Source organism: Citrobacter sp. GW821-FHT07H02 (assembly GCF_059418505.1).
In genome coordinates, this window is record NZ_JBWKPZ010000030.1 from 21,688 (window position 1) to 42,517 (window position 20,830).

The 20,830-nt window shown below is 52.8% G+C and carries 14 protein-coding genes, 1 tRNA gene and 4 pseudogenes; 15 read left to right on the forward strand and 4 right to left on the reverse strand.

What is annotated here, in order from left to right:
- Positions 1 to 24: 24 nt before the first annotated feature.
- Complete coding sequence (gene yjeH / locus AC07NP_RS21435) at positions 25 to 1,275, forward strand: L-methionine/branched-chain amino acid transporter (RefSeq protein WP_494661668.1); 1,251 nt, start codon at positions 25 to 27, stop codon at positions 1,273 to 1,275.
- Positions 1,276 to 1,345: 70 nt separating this feature from the next.
- Here the strand turns inward: yjeH and AC07NP_RS21440 are convergent, their stop codons facing one another.
- Positions 1,346 to 1,822 (reverse strand): FxsA family protein, encoded by a 477-nt coding sequence (locus AC07NP_RS21440; protein WP_203359200.1) that lies wholly within the window; start codon positions 1,820 to 1,822, stop codon positions 1,346 to 1,348.
- Positions 1,823 to 2,160: 338 nt separating this feature from the next.
- On the opposite strand from AC07NP_RS21440, the gene aspA reads away from it, so the two are divergent.
- The 7 genes and pseudogenes from aspA to AC07NP_RS21475 all read left to right on the forward strand — a co-directional run bounded on the left by aspA (position 2,161) and on the right by AC07NP_RS21475 (position 9,083).
- On the forward strand, positions 2,161 to 3,597 hold the full coding sequence (aspA, locus tag AC07NP_RS21445; RefSeq protein ID WP_203359201.1) for an aspartate ammonia-lyase: 1,437 nt from the start codon (positions 2,161 to 2,163) through the stop codon (positions 3,595 to 3,597).
- Positions 3,598 to 3,711: 114 nt separating this feature from the next.
- Entirely contained in the window at positions 3,712 to 5,013 is a 1,302-nt protein-coding gene (dcuA, locus tag AC07NP_RS21450) for an anaerobic C4-dicarboxylate transporter DcuA (protein WP_203359202.1), read from the forward strand.
- 121 nt (positions 5,014 to 5,134) lie between these two features.
- On the forward strand, positions 5,135 to 5,482 hold the full coding sequence (gene cutA, locus AC07NP_RS21455) for a divalent cation tolerance protein CutA (RefSeq protein ID WP_192610792.1): 348 nt from the start codon (positions 5,135 to 5,137) through the stop codon (positions 5,480 to 5,482).
- Positions 5,458 to 7,167: a protein-disulfide reductase DsbD gene (locus AC07NP_RS21460; protein ID WP_494661669.1), complete on the forward strand. Its 1,710-nt coding sequence runs from the start codon at positions 5,458 to 5,460 to the stop codon at positions 7,165 to 7,167. Before cutA ends, AC07NP_RS21460 begins: the two co-directional genes overlap by 25 nt.
- 36 nt (positions 7,168 to 7,203) lie before the next feature.
- Positions 7,204 to 7,779, forward strand: coding sequence for a transcriptional regulator (locus tag AC07NP_RS21465; protein ID WP_203359205.1), 576 nt, complete (start codon positions 7,204 to 7,206; stop codon positions 7,777 to 7,779).
- Between the two features lie 66 nt (positions 7,780 to 7,845).
- Positions 7,846 to 8,883: pseudogene (locus tag AC07NP_RS21470) on the forward strand (DUF1176 domain-containing protein); the annotation flags it as partial.
- A gap of 124 nt (positions 8,884 to 9,007) precedes the next feature.
- A tRNA-Phe gene (locus AC07NP_RS21475) sits at positions 9,008 to 9,083 on the forward strand.
- Between the two features lie 544 nt (positions 9,084 to 9,627).
- Here the strand turns inward: AC07NP_RS21475 and AC07NP_RS21480 are convergent.
- Positions 9,628 to 9,814, reverse strand: a pseudogene (locus tag AC07NP_RS21480) (IS1 family transposase); the annotation flags it as partial.
- A gap of 51 nt (positions 9,815 to 9,865) precedes the next feature.
- On the reverse strand, positions 9,866 to 10,657 hold the full coding sequence (gene lpxA / locus AC07NP_RS21485) for an acyl-ACP--UDP-N-acetylglucosamine O-acyltransferase (RefSeq protein WP_494661670.1): 792 nt from the start codon (positions 10,655 to 10,657) through the stop codon (positions 9,866 to 9,868).
- A gap of 288 nt (positions 10,658 to 10,945) precedes the next feature.
- On the opposite strand from lpxA, the pseudogene AC07NP_RS21490 reads away from it, so the two are divergent.
- Positions 10,946 to 11,345: pseudogene (locus tag AC07NP_RS21490) on the forward strand (transposase); the annotation flags it as partial.
- 89 nt (positions 11,346 to 11,434) lie between these two features.
- A pseudogene (locus AC07NP_RS21495) lies at positions 11,435 to 11,583 on the forward strand (transposase domain-containing protein); the annotation flags it as partial.
- Positions 11,584 to 12,884: 1,301 nt separating this feature from the next.
- On the opposite strand, the gene AC07NP_RS21500 reads toward AC07NP_RS21495, so the two are convergent.
- Positions 12,885 to 14,510, reverse strand: coding sequence for an MltF family protein (locus tag AC07NP_RS21500; protein ID WP_494661671.1), 1,626 nt, complete (start codon positions 14,508 to 14,510; stop codon positions 12,885 to 12,887).
- A gap of 334 nt (positions 14,511 to 14,844) precedes the next feature.
- On the opposite strand from AC07NP_RS21500, the gene AC07NP_RS21505 reads away from it, so the two are divergent.
- From AC07NP_RS21505 to AC07NP_RS21525, 5 genes are all read left to right on the forward strand, one after another.
- Positions 14,845 to 16,332 carry a sugar ABC transporter ATP-binding protein gene (locus AC07NP_RS21505; RefSeq protein WP_494661672.1) on the forward strand — a complete coding sequence of 496 codons (1,488 nt, stop codon included), beginning with the start codon at positions 14,845 to 14,847 and terminating at the stop codon, positions 16,330 to 16,332.
- Complete coding sequence (locus tag AC07NP_RS21510; RefSeq protein ID WP_494661673.1) at positions 16,313 to 17,296, forward strand: ABC transporter permease; 984 nt, start codon at positions 16,313 to 16,315, stop codon at positions 17,294 to 17,296. Before AC07NP_RS21505 ends, AC07NP_RS21510 begins: the two co-directional genes overlap by 20 nt.
- Positions 17,297 to 17,362: 66 nt before the next feature.
- A complete protein-coding gene (locus tag AC07NP_RS21515) occupies positions 17,363 to 18,316 on the forward strand; it encodes a substrate-binding domain-containing protein (RefSeq protein ID WP_494661674.1) in 954 nt (317 codons plus the stop codon).
- A 71-nt stretch (positions 18,317 to 18,387) separates the two neighbouring features.
- Positions 18,388 to 19,452, forward strand: a complete 1,065-nt coding sequence (locus tag AC07NP_RS21520; RefSeq protein ID WP_494661675.1) for a sugar phosphate isomerase/epimerase family protein — start codon at positions 18,388 to 18,390, stop codon at positions 19,450 to 19,452.
- Positions 19,449 to 20,585 (forward strand): Gfo/Idh/MocA family protein, encoded by a 1,137-nt coding sequence (locus tag AC07NP_RS21525; RefSeq protein ID WP_494661676.1) that lies wholly within the window; start codon positions 19,449 to 19,451, stop codon positions 20,583 to 20,585. The genes AC07NP_RS21520 and AC07NP_RS21525 overlap by 4 nt, the downstream gene beginning before the upstream one ends.
- The last annotated feature ends 245 nt before the right edge of the window (positions 20,586 to 20,830 follow it).

Here is a 20,830-nt window from a genome sequence, read left to right on the forward strand (position 1 = left end):
TTAGGCGTAACCGGATAACGTTTCATGAGCGGACTAAAACAAGAGCTGGGACTGGCTCAGGGGATTGGCCTGTTATCGACATCATTATTAGGCACCGGTGTCTTTGCCGTTCCTGCACTGGCCGCACTTGTCGCGGGGAATAACAGCTTGTGGGCGTGGCCGATACTCATCGTGTTAGTTTTTCCGGTGGCCATCGTGTTTGCGATACTTGGCCGCCATTACCCCAGCGCCGGAGGTGTGGCGCATTTTGTTGGCATGGCGTTTGGGAATCATATGGAACGGGTGACCGGCTGGCTGTTTTTGTCGGTCATTCCCGTCGGTTTACCCGCCGCGCTCCATATTGCCGCAGGTTTTGGCCAGGCGATGTTTGGCTGGCACGGCGGGCAGTTGCTGCTGGCGGAACTGGGAACGCTTGTCCTGGTGTGGTACCTCGGTTCTCGCGGCGCCAGCTCAAGCGCGAACCTGCAAACCATCATCGCGGGTCTGATTGTGGCGCTGATTGTCGCCATCTGGTGGGCTGGCAAACTGCAACCCGCTGAAATCCCCTTCCCGGCGCCAGGCGATATCGACATGTCGGGACTGTTCTCTGCGCTGTCGGTGATGTTCTGGTGTTTTGTCGGCCTTGAAGCCTTCGCACACCTGGCGTCTGAATTCAAAAATCCTGAGCGCGACTTTCCGCGCGCCCTGATGATTGGCCTGGTGCTGGCGGGTTCAGTTTACTGGGCATGTACGGTGGTGGTGCTGCATTTTGGCGCCTACGGCGAGCAGATGGCGGCGGCGGCTTCGCTGCCTGAAATTGTCGTGCAGTTGTTTGGCGTCCAGGCGTTGTGGGTCGCCTGCGTTATTGGCTATCTGGCCTGTTTTGCCAGTCTGAACATTTATATTCAAAGTTTTGCCCGCCTGGTCTGGTCGCAAGCGCGAGACAAACCTGACCACTATCTGGCGCGCCTCTCCTCCCGCCAGATCCCGCACAATGCGCTGAATGCCGTCCTGGTATGTTGCGTTATCAGTACGTTATGTATTTATGCGCTCGACATCAACCTTGATGCGCTGATTGTCTACGCTAATGGCATCTTTATCATGATCTATCTGCTGTGCATGCTGGCAGGGTGTCGTTTACTGAAGGGACGCTATCGCGCGCTGGCGGTCATTGGCGGTTTGCTGTGCCTGCTTTTACTGGCGATGGTCGGCTGGAAAAGCCTGTACGCCATTATTATGCTGGCGGCGCTATGGCTGTTTTTGCCCAGGCGAAAACAGCCTGAAAGCCATTTATAGGCCGGATAAGCGCTGCGCCATCCGGCCTGGATGCCCGGTGGCGCTATACTTACCGGAACTACTACACTATTTAATCGCGGCGATCGTCTTTATGATCGATGCGATCGCGCTCCTCGTCCTTGCGCTGAAACTCGCCGTCAAACGTGTCGCCACCGCCGGTTCCGGCGCTAAAACCGCCGCCTGGCATCCGGGAGAAACGCAGGTGCGGCAGCAGTTTCATCGTCAGATGTTTCTGTACCGGCGGTAATAAAAGAAGAAGACCGAGGAAATCGGTGAAGAAACCCGGCAGGACCAGCAACAGACCGGCAATGATCAGCGACACGCTCTTGATCATCTCCGCAGCCGGGCTTTCTCCCGCTGCCATTTTCTGCTGCATCAGCAAAAAGTTTTTAAATCCTTGATTGCGCACCAGCGACATACCGACGATCGAAGAGAAGATCACCAGAATCAACGTCATCAGTACGCCCAGAACCTGGGAGACCTGGATAAAAATAGAAATCTCAATGTAAACATAGAGAAAGATGGCAATAAGTGGTATCCAGCGCAAAGGGTTCTCCTGTAGGTAACCGCTGTTTCAGCACGTCTGTTTGAATGATTGTGCAATTTGCATCCAACTTATATTGAGGTGCTTAGCAAAATTTCAAGCCATTTTTGGATATATTTATGGGAGTAATCCAAAAGGGGTGATCTATCTCACAAAATAATAAATAAGGAGTAATTAGCCACACTTAAAGTGATCCAGATTACGGTAGAAATCCTGAAGCAGCATATCATCTCGGACATCAGACCGATGTAGGGGATAATCGTCGGTCAGGAAACATTCGAAACCACATATATCCTGTGTGTTTAATGTAATTTTTTGGCAGCTTGAAAAAGAAGGTTCACATGTTAAACAACATTCGTATCGAAGAAGATTTGTTGGGTACCAGGGAAGTTCCAGCGGAAGCCTACTACGGTGTTCACACTCTGAGAGCGATTGAAAACTTCTACATTAGCAATAACAAAATCAGTGATATTCCTGAATTTGTTCGCGGTATGGTAATGGTGAAAAAGGCAGCGGCCCTGGCCAACAAAGAGCTGCAAACTATTCCTAAGAGTGTGGCAAATGCCATCATTGCCGCCTGTGATGAAGTTCTGAACAACGGCAAATGCATGGACCAGTTCCCGGTAGACGTTTACCAGGGCGGTGCAGGCACCTCCGTAAACATGAATACCAACGAAGTGCTGGCCAATATTGGGCTGGAACTGATGGGTCACCAGAAAGGTGAGTATCAGTACCTGAACCCGAACGACCACGTTAACAAATGTCAGTCCACCAACGACGCTTACCCGACCGGTTTCCGTATCGCGGTATACGCATCCCTCGTTAAACTGATTGATGCTATCAACCAGCTGCGCGAAGGCTTTGAGCGTAAAGCAGAAGAATTCCAGGGTATCCTGAAAATGGGTCGTACCCAGCTGCAAGATGCTGTGCCGATGACTCTGGGTCAGGAATTCCGTGCTTTCAGCGTACTGCTGAAAGAAGAAGTGAAAAACATTGGACATACCGCAGAACTGTTGCTGGAAGTTAACCTCGGCGCAACGGCAATCGGTACAGGTCTGAATACTCCTAAAGAGTACTCTCCATTAGCGGTACAGAAACTGGCTGAAGTCACTGGCTTTGCCTGTGTACCAGCTGAAGACCTGATTGAAGCGACCTCTGACTGCGGCGCTTATGTTATGGTACACAGCGCACTGAAACGTCTGGCTGTGAAGATGTCCAAAATCTGTAACGACCTGCGTTTGCTCTCTTCTGGCCCACGTGCCGGTCTGAACGAGATCAACCTGCCGGAACTGCAGGCGGGTTCTTCTATCATGCCAGCTAAAGTGAACCCGGTTATTCCAGAAGTCGTTAACCAGGTATGCTTTAAAGTTATTGGTAACGACATCACCGTGACCATGGCGTCTGAAGCAGGTCAGCTGCAGCTGAACGTAATGGAGCCGGTTATTGGTCAGGCAATGTTTGAATCTATCCATATCCTGAGCAACGCCTGCTACAACCTGCTGGAAAAATGCATTGACGGTATCACTGCTAATAAAGAAGTCTGTGAAGCATTCGTTTACAACTCAATCGGTATCGTCACTTACCTCAACCCGTTCATCGGCCACCACAACGGCGACATCGTTGGTAAAATCTGTGCTGAAACCGGTAAGAGTGTACGTGAAGTCGTACTGGAGCGCGGTCTGTTGACTGAAGCTGAGCTGGACGATATTTTCTCTGCACAGAACCTGATGCACCCTGCTTACAAAGCAAAACGCTATACTGATGAAAGCGAACAGTAATTGTACAGGGTAGTACCACAAGAGGCACGTCTGATGACGTGCCTTTTTTCTTATTAGAAGTTACTTAAAAACAACAATTTAATATCAACTTGTTAAACAACAAGGAAGGCTAATATGATAGTTGTAGAACTTATCATCGTTTTGCTGGCAATCTTTTTGGGCGCCAGACTTGGGGGCATTGGTATAGGATTTGCAGGTGGGCTTGGCGTTTTGGTTCTTGCAGCCATAGGCGTTAAGCCCGGTAATATCCCGTTCGATGTTATTTCCATCATCATGGCGGTTATCGCTGCCATCTCTGCCATGCAGGTCGCAGGCGGTCTGGACTATCTGGTTCACCAGACAGAAAAACTGCTGCGTAAAAACCCGAAATACATCACGATCCTCGCTCCGATTGTGACTTATTTCCTGACTATCTTTGCAGGTACAGGCAACATCTCTCTGGCAACTCTGCCAGTTATCGCTGAAGTGGCGAAGGAACAAGGGATCAAACCTTGCCGTCCGCTCTCCACTGCGGTGGTTTCTGCACAGATCGCCATTACCGCGTCGCCAATCTCTGCGGCGGTGGTCTACATGTCTTCCGTCATGGAAGGTCATGGCATCAGCTACATTCACCTGCTGTCCGTGGTCATTCCGTCCACCCTGCTGGCGGTGCTGGTGATGTCCTTCCTGGTCACCATGTTGTTTAACTCTAAACTTTCTGACGATCCGGTATACCGTAAGCGTCTGGAAGAAGGTTTGGTTGAGCTGCGCGGCGAGCGTCAGGTTGAGATCAAGTCCGGTGCGAAATCATCCGTTTGGTTGTTCCTGCTGGGCGTAGTTTGTGTTGTGGCTTATGCCATCATCAACAGCCCGAGCCTCGGCCTGGTCGCTAAACCGCTGATGAACACCACCAACGCAATTCTGATCATCATGCTGAGCGTCGCGACGCTGACCACCATTATCTGCCGCGTTGAGACTGACTCTATCCTGAACTCCAGCACCTTCAAAGCAGGGATGAGCGCCTGTATTTGTATCCTGGGTGTGGCATGGCTGGGCGACACCTTCGTTTCTGCCAACATCGACTGGATCAAAGAGACTGCTGGTAGCGTGATTCAGGGTCATCCTTGGTTGCTGGCGGTGATCTTCTTCTTTGCTTCTGCACTGCTGTACTCTCAGGCTGCAACGGCTAAAGCACTGATGCCGATGGCGCTGGCGCTGAACGTTTCTCCGCTGACTGCTGTGGCTTCTTTCGCAGCTGTTTCCGGTCTGTTCATTCTGCCGACCTACCCGACGCTGGTTGCGGCGGTTCAGATGGATGACACCGGTACAACCCGTATCGGTAAGTTAGTCTTTAACCATCCGTTCTTCATCCCAGGTACGCTGGGCGTTGTGCTTGCTGTTTGCTTCGGCTTCCTGCTGGGCAGCTTCATGCTGTAAGTGTTACCCGCGGGGCGTTCATACGCCCCGCACTCCTTTCCCCGCTTTGACTAACATCCTTCCCTCGTCCGTTGTATAGTGACCACTCTCTTGCTGGTCATTCTGTCCTTTCGAGGTGTTTATGCTTGATGTTAACAGTCAGGATATGTCCATCCCCGATGCCGTTGTGGTGCTCTGTACCGCGCCGGATGAAGCAACAGCCCAGGACCTGGCGGCCAAAGTGCTGGCAGAAAAGCTGGCGGCATGCGCCACGCTCATCCCCGGAGCCACTTCCCTCTATTACTGGGAAGGGAAACTGGAACAGGAATACGAAGTGCAGATGATCTTCAAATCCTCGGTTTTGCACCAGCAAGCGCTTCTTGACTGCCTGAAGTCTCACCACCCCTATCAAACACCCGAACTTCTGGTTTTACCCGTTACTCACGGAGACAATGATTACCTCTCATGGCTCAACGCATCCTTACGCTGATCCTGCTGCTGTGCAGCACATCCGTCTTCGCCGGATTATTTGACGCGCCTGGTCGCTCGCAATTTGTGCCTGCTGACCAGGCATTTAGCTTTGATTTTCAGCAGAATCAGCATGACCTTAATCTCTCCTGGCAGGTGAAAGAAGGTTATTACCTTTATCGCAAGCAAATCACTATCACGCCGTCTCAGGCAGAGATTGCCGCGGTACAGCTTCCGGCTGGCGTCTGGCACGAAGACGAATTTTATGGCAAAAGCGAAATCTACCGCCAGCGGTTGACGATTCCGGTGACGGTCAACCAGGCAGCGTCTGGCGCGACATTAACCGTCGTCTATCAGGGATGCGCTGACGCCGGTTTCTGCTACCCGCCAGAGACCAAAACCGTGCCGCTGAGCCAGGTGCTTGCCAGTACAGATGTGCAACCGGCGACGCCCCCTTCAGCAACGCAACCAGAAAACGCATCGCAACCAGACAGCCAACTGCCCTTTTCCGCATTGTGGGCATTGCTGATAGGGATTGGCATTGCGTTTACGCCATGCGTTCTGCCGATGTACCCGCTCATTTCCGGTATCGTGCTGGGCGGCAAACAGCGCCTCTCAACCGGACGCGCCCTGCTGCTGACCTTTATCTACGTTCAAGGGATGGCGCTGACCTACACCGCGCTTGGCCTGGTTGTCGCGGCTGCCGGATTACAGTTTCAGGCCGCGTTGCAGCATCCTTACGTCTTAATCGGCCTGGCGGTGGTGTTTACCCTGCTGGCGCTGTCGATGTTTGGCCTGTTTACACTACAGCTCCCCTCTTCGCTGCAAACGCGCCTCACGCTGATGAGTAATCGTCAGCAGGGTGGATCGCCTGGCGGTGTGTTTGCGATGGGGGCGATTGCCGGGCTGATCTGCTCGCCGTGCACCACCGCGCCGTTAAGCGCTATTTTGCTGTATATCGCCCAGAGCGGAGACATGTGGTTCGGTGGCGGGACGCTCTATCTCTACGCGCTGGGAATGGGGTTACCGCTGATTCTGGTCACCGTCTTTGGCAACCGCCTGCTGCCAAAAAGCGGCCCGTGGATGGAACATGTCAAAACGGCCTTTGGGTTTGTCATCCTCGCGCTCCCCGTCTTTTTGCTCGAGCGTATCATCGGCGACGAATGGGGCCTGCGTCTGTGGGCGCTACTGGGCGTTGTCTTCTTTGGCTGGGCATTTATCACCAGTCTGCAGGCAAAACGGCGCTGGATGCGCATGGTACAGATTGTCCTGCTGGCTGCAGCGCTGGTCAGCGTGCGTCCGTTGCAGGATTGGGCGTTCGGGAACGCAACGGCGCAAACGCAGGCACATCTGAACTTTACACCTGTCGCCTCGGTCGATGACTTAACGCAGGCGCTGGCGCGCGCCAAAGGCAAACCCGTGATGCTGGATCTGTATGCTGACTGGTGCGTCGCCTGTAAAGAGTTCGAGAAATATACCTTCAGCGATCCGCAGGTACAGCAGGCATTAGGTGATACCGTGCTGTTACAGGCCAATGTCACCGCCAACAACGCGCAGGATGTGGCCTTACTGAAGCACCTCCATGTGCTGGGATTGCCCACAATTTTGTTCTTTGACGCGCAGGGGAATGAACACCCACCAGCGCGGGTAACGGGCTTTATGGATGCGGCGACCTTTAGCGCACATTTGCGCGATCGGCAACCGTGAGCGACACTTGCAAAAGGAAAAACAGAGGAAATTACCGTGCAACGTGAAGATGTCCTGGGAGAAGCCCTAAAATTACTTGAGACTCAAGGGATAGCAACGACCACGCTGGAGATGGTCGCCGAAAGCGTTGATTATCCGCTCGACGAACTGCAACGTTTTTGGCCGGATAAAGAGGCGATTCTCTATGATGCGTTACGTCATCTGAGTCATCAGATAGAGACCTGGCGCCGTCAGCTTATACTGGATGAAACACTGAGTGCAGAGCAAAAGCTCCTGGCACGCTACAGCGCCTTGTCAGAATGTATGATTAATCACCGCTATCCAGGCTGCCTGTTTATCGCCGCCTGCACGTTTTATCCTGATCCCTCCCATCCCATTCACCAACTGGCGGATCAACAAAAACGGGCGGCGCACGATTTTACCCACGAGTTGCTGACCACGCTGGAAATTGACGACCCGGCCATGGTCGCCCGGCAGATGGAGCTGGTGCTGGAGGGGTGTCTCAGCCGTATGCTGGTGAACCGCAGCCAGGCCGATGTCGATACTGCGCATCGCCTGGCGGAAGATATCCTGCGGTTTGCTCAGTGCCGTAAGTCGGGCGCACTGACCTGATCCACCTATCGCTCCCCTTCTGATGCGCATATAATTTCAGCAATACTGATACATAAAGGGAATTATATGCGCCGTCTCCCCCTCATTGCGGCAGCAGGATTGTTTTCAATCCCGCTCTTTGCCGCACCGTTAACGGGTTTTTCGTTTGACCACAAAGACTGGGAACTCTCCTGCGACAATACCGGCACCTGCCGTGCCGCAGGTTACGGCGTCAATACCGGAGAAATCAGCGTCTTACTGGCCCGTCAGGCAGGCCCAGGACAGCAGGTCACCGGACTGACGACCTTTGCACAAATCCAAAGCGATATCCCTGCCGATGCCAGCGTGAGTATGTTCATTGATGATCAATCGCAGGGAACCCTCACGGCCAAAGACAAAGAGCATTTCCGTTTCAACACCTCACAAATCAGCGCCCTGCTTCAGGCGCTGATTCAGGACAAAAAAATTGAGATTGCGCTAAATGGGCAGCGCAAAACGCTCTCCAGCGCAGGTGCCAATGCCGTGTTGCTGAAAATGGATGAATTCCAGAAGCGGATAGGCACCCAGAGTGCTCTGCTGCGTAAAGGCAAGGCCGGCGATGAAAACGTACTGGCGGCGGTTCCGGCACCTGTCATTATTGCCGCCCCCGTAACACCTTCAGCACCCGCAACGCCATTAACTGCGGATCAACGCACGTTGTTAGAGACAAAACTCACCAATGACTGCGACGACTGGGATAACGAGAATATCCCGGCCAAAGACCGCCAGTTAACGCTCACCGCCATTGATAAATCGCATACCCTGATCCAGGGACTCTGCTGGCGCGCCGCGTATAACGAAGGCTATGCCATGTGGGTGGTGGACAACGCATTGACCAGCGACCCACAGCTCATCACGACCGATGCCACCAGCTATGCCGATGGCGTGATTACATTCTTCAATAAAGGTCGCGGTATCGCCGACTGCGTCAGCGGAGAAGAGTGGGTGTGGGACGGCAAAACATTTGTGCGTAGCCTGAAATACACCACTGGCGATTGCCGGGAAATCGTCCTCGGCGGTACCTGGATGTTACCGACCTTTGTTAGCCAGGTTGAAGCGGCGCAAAAAGTCAGTGAGCATGACAATGCGCGGTGATTTTAAGCAAAATAACCCAATCCGCTACAGAATCGCCGCAAAGATAAGCAATCAGACAACAAAACGAGAAATCTGGTTGACGGGGGATACAGATTACGGTTTAATGCGCCCCGTTGCCCGGATAGCTCAGTCGGTAGAGCAGGGGATTGAAAATCCCCGTGTCCTTGGTTCGATTCCGAGTCCGGGCACCACTATTCTAAAGAACCCGCCCAAAAGGCGGGTTTTTGCTTTCTGGGGTTTCGGTAGATTTCTGTTCAGCGATGCCACCTGAAGCCAGTTCACTGACACCGACAAACGGTTTTAACATTCCCCCTCAGCATTCCACCTTCCTCCCTGGTCACCATGCCCCGGTTTGTTGGTCTGTAAGTTACCTCAAAGCACTATTCCCAACCTGTATACCTATCTGGTGGATTCATCACCACAAGGCAACCTCCGGTCATTGTCCGGTCTGGAGAAGGGAAGCATTCGCATTTCCCTTCTGATCTGGCAAAGCATTAGCGCAACAGATTCATATCCAGATTTTCGTGAATTGTCAGAATCACTTCACGCATGGTTGCAAAAATACTGTCTTCACCACGATCATAGAGTTTTGATCCTACTCACGTAACATCGATACTGAATGTCATTACAAATCATGAACCTATCACCAGGAAAAAACCGTTCTCGGATAAAAAGCTCACTAAAACATTTATTTCAGCACTTAAAAACAAGCTGGTGCAGACTGAGAGTCAGGCACAAAGGAAGCGAGGTTACACATCGTGGCGAGAGTTTTGTAGCGTGCGAACACGGCATTGTTCATCGAAAGGTCAACAATTTGCGCTTTCATACCATGCTGGCAGGCGCGATAAGCATATCCAAGCTGGAAGGTTCGGTTGCGCATTTGGCACCAATAACACTGATGTTTGGCTTCATACGTGAGGATTAAATCGCACCTTCCCTGGACTCGTCGCTTTACGCGGCGAGTCTTTTTAACTCATCTCACTATCCCTCGCGCCGAGTGCTCCCAAAACCTCTCAAATACAGTAGCGATGGCATAATCACTGAACAATGCCTTAACTGCTACCTTCACCTCATCAATCGATAAAGACTGCTGGTAAAGCATACTGTAAAGAGAAAGTACAAAATCCTGCTGTTCGAAGTCTAATGCCAGAAAGGCGAGTGCATTAACATTTATTCCTGCAGGTTTCGCATGATTCCCCCCCGCCATCACAAACGGTGGCACGTCTTGCACCACACCAGATTGGTCGACAATCTTTGCATGAGCACCCAGTACACAGAACTGGTGAATGGCACACATAAAACCAACCTGTGCCCCATCATCAAGCCTTACGTGCCCGGCAAGACCGCTGTGCTCCCCCACCAATGTACCGTTACCCACCACACAATCATGCCCAATATGGACGTTATTCAAAAGGCGGTTATCGTTACCAATCGTCGTGCAACTCAATCCCTGTATCGTCCCTCGATGTATCGTCACATTTTTGCCGAAGTGATTTCTGTCACCAATCACCACACAGGTGGATTCATTCTCGTATTTAAGATCCTGATTAATCTCACCTATAGAAGAAGATTGCCCAATCGTATTGTCGCGGCCAATGATCGTGCGACCATTAATGACAGAATACGCCCCAACTACAGTTCCTTCACCAATAACCACACCGGTGGAAATAATACAAAATGGACCAATGTTCACATGGGCACCAAGCACCACACCTGGCTCAACCACGCTATTACGGGCCACCCTAGCTTGCGGGGACATTAACATCAATATTTCCTGATGAAGACACAAGATGTACCGCATCATCATCGGTTAATTGTTAATCCAATCAGTGGATTAACAAACAGGGGACGTGAATGGAAAGAAAGCTTCGCCATTCGGAACATCGTTAAGGAGGGTAGATCCAGTGAAGGGCTTATCGACAGCGTTAGCATAATGAAATGTTATTCACATTACGCCATTTATTTTTTATTAATTTGAATGAACTTTATGAGTTTCGCGAGTGGGTAATGACTCTTCTTTAGGCGTTATTGAAAAAATTGAACTTTTGCCGGGTTGCAGGCTCAGATCACTCATCATCCTGATAAAACCGGCTATCCCGTGGCAAAGCAAACGTTCAGAATGGCCAACTGGAAGAACGACAACAAGACCCTCATCAACCGTGGCACTCACTTTCTGGTTGGACGAACCGGTCATTCAGGCTTGGTACGAAAGCGGCACGCCGTCATCACGGGACCGCCCGCAGCACTACTCTGACCTTGTCATCTCCACCGTACTGATGATCACTTGTTCAGACCTGTCATTAAACAATGTCACTGATGCAGAGGCGCTCCCTGGACTCATCCGCCAGACATACCGAAAAATCAACGCGGTTGCCGCCGATGGTGCTTACGATACGCGGCGTTGTCACGATGACCTTCGCCAGAAGAAAATCAGGGCACCTATCCCTCCCCGTACCGGAGTAATGCCGATTAGTTAAGGATCGATTGACCGATCCAGTGGCTGTGTAAAAATTCGGAAATCGTCCTTGTTTCTGAATTTTATATGCGTATCGCTCAGGTTCTTGAACTTGCCTCCCATGATGACTCATACCATAACCACATGACTTCTTTGTGGATTATCTCGACCCTGAACTTATCTCACGTTGCCAGGAAGAAACCGGGGCAGTCACGCTGCCTCAACGCCGCTTCCCGACTGGTGTGGACTGACGCTGCCTGGTGTATTCTGGCGCACCCCGGATATCGCCCCGTAATTCATGACGTTCTTCTCCCGGCTAATCAGTATGCGGCATAAAAAGTTCATCATGCCCTGGGGCGTGAAGCAAACACAGTGCCTGCAGCAGAAATGGCTTAGAAGTGTCTGATTATCTCTGGTAATTCATTATGGGTATGGCAGAGACCCTTTTACCGTTATGTTCTTTTTTTTCGTAAGCGTACGCCGTGCCGCCTCACTGATACCATGACACCATAGTGGAGGCGTTTGCTGAATTAATTCCGACACCGAATGCTTGACCAATAATTTTCAGTCGTAAAAATGAGAAAGCCCCAGCAATAAAACACCGGGGCTTTTAAGATACTTTCAAATTAATATTTAACATTCATCAACTTAATTATTTAATACTACTGCTATAGATGTACATGTTTTTACAGGATATATCGGTACTTCAGATGCTGCTATCCTCCTAAAATCCTATTAGATAAATTTCTATCCTGTTTATTTCATTGAGAATTATCCTGACGACTTTTCTCAATGAGTACATCGCCCGCGCGATATATACTCTTTGATGCGTTGCCTTACTATCTTCGCCGTCTTTTCGATGCCGTATCTGCTAGCTATCTAACCGCGAAATAACCATCAACAACAAGGCCTTACATCATCGCGCCATCATCCACATTATGCGATTGTAGAGATATACTACGTGACCTTAAAACCTCTTCACACGGGGCATAAACTTTCTGCTCAATATTGAAGAACCCAAACAAAAAACACTTCGTGGCCTTTATCGCATCTAACTTACTTAGCCTGGTAAGTCGTACCGCTTAATAACACTTTAACTTAATCCCACATCAGATATAAGGTCAATCTACTCGTTATTAATCGCCTGTCAACACTGTATTTTAATACAGTATTTATAAGATAATTCGTACCCGCATCACACGAAATAATCAAGACTCACTGACCTTTGGTTTGATGCACCCACAGCAAGACTGATACGGGAATTACGGGTGCAGATAGCGGTATTAATTCTAGTCAAATCAAGCACGCGTTTTGAAAATCCCCGTGTCCTTGGTTCGATTCCGAGTCCGGGCACCACTATTCTAAAGAACCCGCCCAAAAGGCGGGTTTTTGCTTTTTAGCGATCAGCCAGATTTCTGGTCGTGCTGTCCATAGGTTCTACCGCTTCCCCCTGCACTACATCCGAGTACTTTCCCTTAGCAACACACCGCTCCTCCGGTCCCTCTGCCCCGTTCTGCTGATTTTCAGACAGGGAGCATCACGGTTTGTCCGAGGTTTCTTTTTTTGCCTTATCCGCGGCCTTGTTGGTATGTTTCGGGGCGACGTCACTGAGTGAGTCCTCTGCGTCTTTCTCTTTACGCGCGACTTCGTCCATGATGAGTCGATAGGCGATGTAGTACTTGTAGATGTTACTCACGTAGGTGACCGTCTCAGCACCTATCTGCTCAGCGGCCAGATATTCCACGTTGCCAAACCAGACATCAGGATCAAAGCCGCGCGTCTTTGTTTCGGCGCGTAGCCGGGCAATGCGGGCTGCCCCCGCGTTGTATGAGGCAAACGAGAAGAGCGCCTTATCAAGCTGGGTCATCGGCTCATCACCGTAGTAATTGTCTATCATCCAGCGCATGTATTTCACCCCAGCATGAATGTTGGGATCCAGCTTCCGGATATCGCCCACTTTCATTTCCTTGCCCGTACGCGGCATCACCTGCATCACGCCAATGGCCCCCACATGGCTGCGGGCTGACTGGTTGAGCCGCGACTCCTGATAACCCTGAGCGGCCATCAGCAGCCAGTCCACGTCATAGCGATCGCCGTACTTTCTGAACAAAGCCACCATATTCAGCAGTTTGCGACGCTCCTTCTCCGCTGCGGCACTTTTGACATACTTTGCGCTCTTCAGATAGCGAAACAAAAGGATGTTACCCAGTTTGCTGCCCTGGCCATTTTCCTTAACGAAGTCATTCAGTAACGCGAGAAGTTCAGGGCTATTTTTGCGTACAGCCCACGCGATATTGGCATCGTCGCGCAACACGATATCCTCGTGTATCTGAATTTTTGGAAACACCTGTTTCCAAAACTCTGCTTTATGCCGATCGACGACGATCAGCGGGATAAGACCGGCATTCAGCATCTCGATAAGATCTTCATCCTCAAGTGATTCAGGGGCTTCCTCGAGAAAAACGGGGGGACGTGAGGCTTTAGCAAAGCGTGCATTAAGCGCCTTCAGGCTCTCGTAATAGCTTGATGAGGGACGCACAAACACCGTCTTACCCGAGAGTTGATCCAGGGTCTCTACCTTAGGGGAGTTGGGGCCCGAGAGCAGCAGTTCTTTGACATTGAGATACAGGGGGATGGTGAAATCCACGAGTTTCTGACGATCCGGGGTAATCGTCAGATTCGCAGCTGCGATATCTCCCCGCCCCTCGTTGAGGGCCATAAACAGCTGATCACGCGCCACCAGCACGAAGATAATGCGGACTTTGAGGTGACGTTGTTTTAGCTTGTCCTCCTTCAGTAACCTGGCGTTGAGTTCGCGCTCAAACGCCATAAACACATCATGGGTGGCTCCGCGCTGTGTTCCCTTGTTGATGAAGAAAAACGTCTTACTGTAAGTCGTCAGTACCCGGATCACCCGGCGATCGAGCATCCCTGGCAGATCCCCCACCCAGGGTTGCAGCAGTTCATCCATGTTGACTTCGAGCACCTCTCGCTCCTCCTGCTGAGGCTGATCACCTTCAGCAGAATCAGCGTTAGACTGGCCTTGCTCAGCAGTTACAGCAGGCGGCTGATTTTGCTCAGCAGAAGCAGCATACACGGGGGCGACGAGCAGCAGTGCGGTAATAAGGGCGATGAAAAAACGGTGAAACGAGAGGGCATTCATGGCGAGAGACTCCGCATGGCGCATCCTTTCATTTTAGCCAACACCGGAACTCTCTGACGTATATCTGGTGCACTTCGACAGTTTCCAGAAACTGCGTTACGCCAGTGATGACGCGTTTAAAAACCCAAATCTTGCGCCGCTCGGCAGAAATCATTGTCCTGACTTGCATTTTTATCCCTTGTGCACTGCACTCAAATTCAGGAGACAATCGACAACGCCGGGTGAGAATGATGGGGATCAGCGACGCAGCGTGGGAGGGAACGTATCGGCTTCCGGGAGGCATAAACCCCACCCGTTGTCATGGCATACACCTGAATAAACAAGGAATGTCCTTGTGAGCCTCGCCATTGAATTTGTCGGTATCTGCAAAGCATTTGGCCCGGTGCGCGTGTTGCATGGGGTGAGTTTTACGCTGGCGCCGGGAAAAATATATGGCCTGTTGGGGGAAAACGGCGCCGGTAAATCAACCCTGATGAAAATTCTCGCCGGTTACGAACAGGCCAGCGAGGGAGAAGTGCGTATTGACGGTACGGCCCGTCACTTCCGTTCTTCGCGTGACGCCGAACAAGCCGGGGTGGTATTGATCCATCAGGAATTCAATCTTGCCGAGCACCTCACGATTGCCCAAAATATTTTCCTCGGCCATGAATACAAACGGGGTTGGCTGCTGGATGAGCGCGCCATGGAACAGGCGAGCGCGCGCTGTCTTGCCGACGTCGGTCTCAGGATCTCCCCGAATACGCTGATACGGCGGCTGATCGTCGCAGAGAAGCAGTTGGTCGAGATAGCCAAAGCGTTATCACGCCAGGCGCGTTTGTTAATCATGGACGAACCCACCGCCACGCTGACCCCAGCGGAAACAGAACGATTATTCGCCCTGATAGGCAAGCTTAAGGAAGATGGGGTCACCATCATCTATATTTCTCACAAACTGGATGAGGTCAAACACCTCACCGATGAGGTCATCGTGATGCGCGATGGCCGCTTCGTTACCCGCGCCGCCACCGCCGATCTCACGCGCCAGCAGATGGCAAACCTGATGGTTGGGCGTGACATGTCCGACATGTTTCCCCCGAAGCGTTCACCTGCCAGAGAGGCGCCCATTGCCCTGGCCGTCGAGGGGCTGTCAGTACCTGGCTGGATCGACGAGCTCAGCTTTAACGTTCGCGCGGGCGAGATCCTCGGTTTCGCCGGTCTGGTCGGCGCCGGACGCACTGAGGCTTTTGAAGCCATCGTGGGGCTGCGGCCACGCAGTGCCGGTACACTGACGCTGGGAGGAAAAAAAGTTCGGCCCGGCAACCCACGCGACGCCATGCGTCATGGCCTCACGTATATGCCGGAAGATCGCAAAGGTAAGGGCTTGCATATCAATCTGGGGTTGAGTGAAAACCTGACGCTGATGACGCTGGAACGCTACGCCACGCCTTTACTCAATCAGCGCGCTGAGCGGGAAGCGCTTGAGCAGGCGGTAACGGTCTTTGGGCTAAAAGTGGGTGATCTTAGCGCCAGGGCGCGCATGCTCTCCGGGGGAAATCAACAAAAACTGGTGCTGGCCAAATACCTGCACCCGGACCCAAGCGTCATCGTGCTCGATGAGCCCACCCGTGGCGTTGATGTGGGGGCCAAAAGAGACATCTATTTTTTGATCCAACGACTTGCCACAGAAGGACGCGCCGTGATCGTCATCTCCAGCGAGTTGATAGAACTGATCGGTTTGTGCCATCGCGTACTGGTGTTACGTGCGGGGCGGTTGCAGGCAGAGCTTTGCGCTGAGAATCTGAACGAAGAGGAGCTGATCACCTATGCAACCGGCACCCGCTGATCTTTTCGTTGTCTTCCGTCGCACCTGGTCGCACCTTTCGGGATTTGGCCCACTGATTGGGTTGATTCTGTTGTGTATCACCGGCACCCTGCTTAACCCGGATTTTGCCACCCTCGACAACCTGATGAATGTACTGACCCGCACTGCGTTTATCGGCATCATCGCGGTGGGCATGACCTTTGTCATTATGTCCGGTGGTATCGATCTTTCGGTGGGCTCCATGGCCGCACTGATCGCAGGCTGTGTGATCCTGTTTATGAATCACTTCACCGGTAATCCCCTGACTGGCGTGGTGTTAGGGGCGTTGTTTGCTCTGGTGCTGGGCGCACTGTTTGGTTCCTTGCATGGCTTGCTGATTACCAAAGGGCAGATCGAAGCCTTTGTCGTCACCCTGGGCACCCTGGGTATCTTTCGGGCTTGCCTGACCTGGCTGGCGGATGGGGGTGCGCTCACGCTCGCTGACACTCAGGCGGATATCTACAGTCCTGTCTATTATGGCAGTTTGCTCGGCGTGCCCATCCCGGTGTGGGTATTTGCCATCGTGGCACTGGCGGGCGGGCTGCTACTCAACCGTACCGCTTTTGGCCGCTATGCGCAGGCCATCGGATCTAACGAGCAGGTCGCGCGTTATGCCGCGATCCGCGTCGATCGCATCAAGATCCTGACCTATGCGCTACTCGGTTTCTGTGTGGGGATCGCCACCTTGCTGTATGTTCCACGGCTGGGTTCCGCCACCCCGAGTACCGGCTTGTTGTGGGAGCTGGAAGCCATCGCTGCCGTGGTGGTGGGCGGAACGACCCTCAAGGGAGGGGAAGGACGCATTGTCGGTACGGTGATCGGCGCTATCCTGCTTTCCGTGATCAGTAACATTCTTAATCTCACCAGCATCATCAGCGTTTATCTCAACGCCGCCGTTCAGGGGGTGGTCATTATCATCGTCGCTTTTCTGCAACGCGGGCGCTGAGGGAGTGGTAACAGAGGAAATCCGCGGGCGCGCGGGCAAACCGTTTGATTTACTGGAGATAACTTGATGAATAAAGCGCTTCGCATTATTGGTGCCAGTGTCCTTGCCTGCTCGCTCAACACTAGCTGGGCGGCAGAGAGTGTAACGCTGGGTGTCTCTATCCCCACGGCCACCCACAGCTTCACCTCCGGGATCGTCTGGTGGGCCAACAAGGCCAAAGCAGATTTAGAGAAAGAACATCCCGATCTCAAGGTCATCGTGAAAACGGCCGCCAACGCCCCCGAACAGGCTAATCAATTGCAGGATCTGTTAACGGTTAACAAAATGAACACCCTGGTGATTTTCCCCTTTGAATCCGCAACGCTGACCAAGCCGGTGGCGCAGGTGAAGGATAAAGGCGTGTACGTTACGGTCGTTGACAGAGGGTTGACTGACACCAAAGCCCAGGATGCTTACGTTGCCGGCGACAATACCGCATTTGGCAAACTGCCTGCCGAATATTTGGCGAAGGTCATGGACGGTAAAGGCGAACTGGTCGCCTTGCGCGGCATTCCGACCACGCTGGATAACGAGCGTTTTGACGCCTTCACTGCCGTTATCAAACAACACCCTGAAATGAAAATTCTTGATGCCAAATACGGCAACTGGAACCGGGATGATGCCTTCAAAGTGATGCAAGACTTCCTCACGCGCTATAAGCATATTGATGCCGTCTGGGCTGCCGATGATGATATGGCGGTGGGCGTGCTCAAGGCCATTGACCAGGCTAAACGTGATGACATCAAAATCGTCTTTGGTGGCGCGGGTGCCAAAGGGGCGATCAAAACGTTAATGGAGGGAAGCGATCCACGCATCCAGGCTAACGTCTCCTATTCACCCAAGTTTATCTACGATGCGATCAAACTGACCGCAGAGGCACGCTTACAGGGCAAGGAACTGCCTGCCAAAACCATTATTCCTTCGGTGTTGATCACCAAAGAGAATGCCAAAGATTTCTACTTCCCTGATTCACCGTTCTGAGTTTATGTATATGCGGGGTGTGCAGATCACCCCGCAACACCCACTTTCACCGCATGATGAAGGAGTTGCGCATGAAAACCCTCAAAGGGCCGGCTGTCTTTCTTGCACAATTTATCGGTGACCGCCCTCCCTTCGATACGTTGCAGGGGTTAGCTGGCTGGGCCGCAGGTCTGGGGTTCAACGGGGTGCAACTCCCCACCAATCATCCCCATCTGTTCGATTTGAACCAGGCGGCACACAGTCAAACCTATTGTGACGAGGTCGCCGGACAGCTGGCAGAGCATGGGCTCGTCATCACAGAGCTTTCTACTCACCTGCAGGGACAACTGGTAGCGGTGCATCCGGCCTATGATTCCCTGTTTGATCAGTTCGCTGCGCCAGAAGTGCGGGGGAAACCGACTGCACGTACCGAGTGGGCGGTGAATCAACTGATGGCGGCGGCGAAGGCCTCCCAGCGTCTGGGGTTAACGGCACATGCGACCTTTAGCGGCGCCCTCGCCTGGCCTTATCTTTATCCCTGGCCCCAGCGACCGGCAGGGCTTGTCGATGAAGCCTTTGCCGAGCTGGCACGTCGTTGGCGTCCTGTCCTGGATGCGTTTGATGAGCAGGGTGTTGACGTTTGTTATGAGCTACATCCCGGTGAAGATTTGCACGATGGGGTGACGTTCGAGCGTTTTCTGGCGGCACTGGATGCGCATCCGCGCGCCAATATCCTCTATGACCCCAGCCACTTCTTATTGCAACAACTTGATTATCTGGCGTTTATCGACATATACCATCAGCGGATCAAGGCGTTTCACGTGAAAGATGCCGAGTTTCGCCCCTCCGGGCGTCAGGGTGTGTATGGAGGGTATCAGGATTGGCTGGACCGTGCAGGGCGTTTTCGCTCACTCGGTGACGGCCAGATAGACTTTACGGCGATTTTCTCGAAGCTGACCCAGTATGACTATTCAGGCTGGGCCGTGCTGGAGTGGGAGTGTGCCCTTAAACACCCAGAGAGCGGCGCTGCTGAAGGGGCGCAGTTTATCCGCCAGCACATCATTCGGGTGGCGGAGCATGCCTTTGATGACTTTGCCGACAGCCGTCTCGATCCTGCTCAGTTATCCACCTTGCTGGGACTGGGAGCAAAAACATGAATCGCCGTCTGCGTCTTGGCATGGTGGGCGGTGGACAAGGTGCCTTTATCGGTGCCGTACACCGAATGGCCGCACGGCTGGATGATCACTACGAACTGGTGGCGGCGGCCCTCTCTGGCGATCCCGACAGAGCGGCGGCCAGTGCGGCTGAACTGGGACTCCCGCGCAGTTACAGCGATTTTCGCGAAATGGCGCGGCTAGAGTCTGCTCGTCCGGACGGCATAGAAGTTGTCGCTATCGTGACACCGAATCATCTGCATGCCCCTGTAGCAACCGCTTTTCTTGACGCGGGTATCCATGTGATCTGCGATAAACCGCTGGCGCTGACGCTCGGGGAAGGAGAAGCACTGGCCGCACTGGCAAAACGGCAGCAGCGGCTGTTTGCCGTAACGCACACCTACAGCGGATACCCAATGGTGCGCCATGCCCGCGCTCTGGTGGCTGCAGGTGAACTTGGCGAGCTGCGTTATGTGCAGGTGGAATATCTTCAGGACTGGCTGGCAGAACCTCTGGAAGCCAGTGGTCATCGACAGGCGGCCTGGCGCACCGATCCCACGCGGGCCGGTCAGGCAGGTTGCCTGGGGGACATCGGTACCCATGCCTGGCATCTCGCCGCCTTTGTCAGTGGTCAGTTGCCGGGGGCGCTCAGCGCCGAGCTTCACACCTTTGTCCCCGGCAGGCGGGTTGACGATCATGTTCAGGTCTGGATGCGTTATCCCAATGGCGGCCGGGGTTCACTGATTGCAAGTCAGGTCGCCAGCGGCGAGGAAAACCGACTAGTGCTGCGTCTCTACGGCTCTCTAGCCAGTTTAGTCTTCAGTCAGGAGGAGCCGAACCAGCTTTGGTTTACCCCACTTGCGGGTCAGGCACAGCGGCTGACACGGGGACGCAGCGTAAGTTCGGCGGCAACACATGCCACTCGCATACCAGCGGGTCATCCGGAGGGTTATCTGGAAGCTTTCGCTCAGCTGTATACCGATGCAGCACTGCGCATTCATGCCATGCAGGCTGGAGTTGCTCCCCCGCCTGAGACAGACGATCTTCCCTGTGTGGGAGAGGGGGTGAACGGCATGCGTTTTATTGATGCGGTATTAGACAGTCACCGTGCAGGTGGTGCCTGGATACCGCTATAAATCCATTCCTCACCGAAATGGTGAGCTTCTGGACAGACGGTTTTCAACCATAGTTGGCTTGTGTTTATGGAAGAATGTGTTTGTATCATGCCTGATGGCGCTGCGCTTATCAGGCCTACAAGTCGGATAAAACGCCGCCATCCGGCATTTTCCGCAGACCGCAGACCGCAGACGCAAAAAAGCCCATCCGTCAGGATGGGCTTCTTCACTTGTTTGATGCCTGGCAGTTCCCTACTCTCGCATGG

Coding starts and splice junctions, on each gene's coding strand:
- yjeH (WP_494661668.1), top strand. CDS start 25: ATGAGCGGACTAAAACAAGAGCTGGGACTGGCTCAGGGGATTGGCCTG.
- aspA (WP_203359201.1), top strand. CDS start 2,161: ATGTTAAACAACATTCGTATCGAAGAAGATTTGTTGGGTACCAGGGAA.
- dcuA (WP_203359202.1), top strand. CDS start 3,712: ATGATAGTTGTAGAACTTATCATCGTTTTGCTGGCAATCTTTTTGGGC.
- cutA (WP_192610792.1), top strand. CDS start 5,135: ATGCTTGATGTTAACAGTCAGGATATGTCCATCCCCGATGCCGTTGTG.
- AC07NP_RS21460 (WP_494661669.1), top strand. CDS start 5,458: ATGGCTCAACGCATCCTTACGCTGATCCTGCTGCTGTGCAGCACATCC.
- lpxA (WP_494661670.1), bottom strand. CDS start 10,657: ATGTTAATGTCCCCGCAAGCTAGGGTGGCCCGTAATAGCGTGGTTGAG.
- AC07NP_RS21500 (WP_494661671.1), bottom strand. CDS start 14,510: ATGAATGCCCTCTCGTTTCACCGTTTTTTCATCGCCCTTATTACCGCA.
- AC07NP_RS21510 (WP_494661673.1), top strand. CDS start 16,313: ATGCAACCGGCACCCGCTGATCTTTTCGTTGTCTTCCGTCGCACCTGG.
- AC07NP_RS21515 (WP_494661674.1), top strand. CDS start 17,363: ATGAATAAAGCGCTTCGCATTATTGGTGCCAGTGTCCTTGCCTGCTCG.
- AC07NP_RS21520 (WP_494661675.1), top strand. CDS start 18,388: ATGAAAACCCTCAAAGGGCCGGCTGTCTTTCTTGCACAATTTATCGGT.
- AC07NP_RS21525 (WP_494661676.1), top strand. CDS start 19,449: ATGAATCGCCGTCTGCGTCTTGGCATGGTGGGCGGTGGACAAGGTGCC.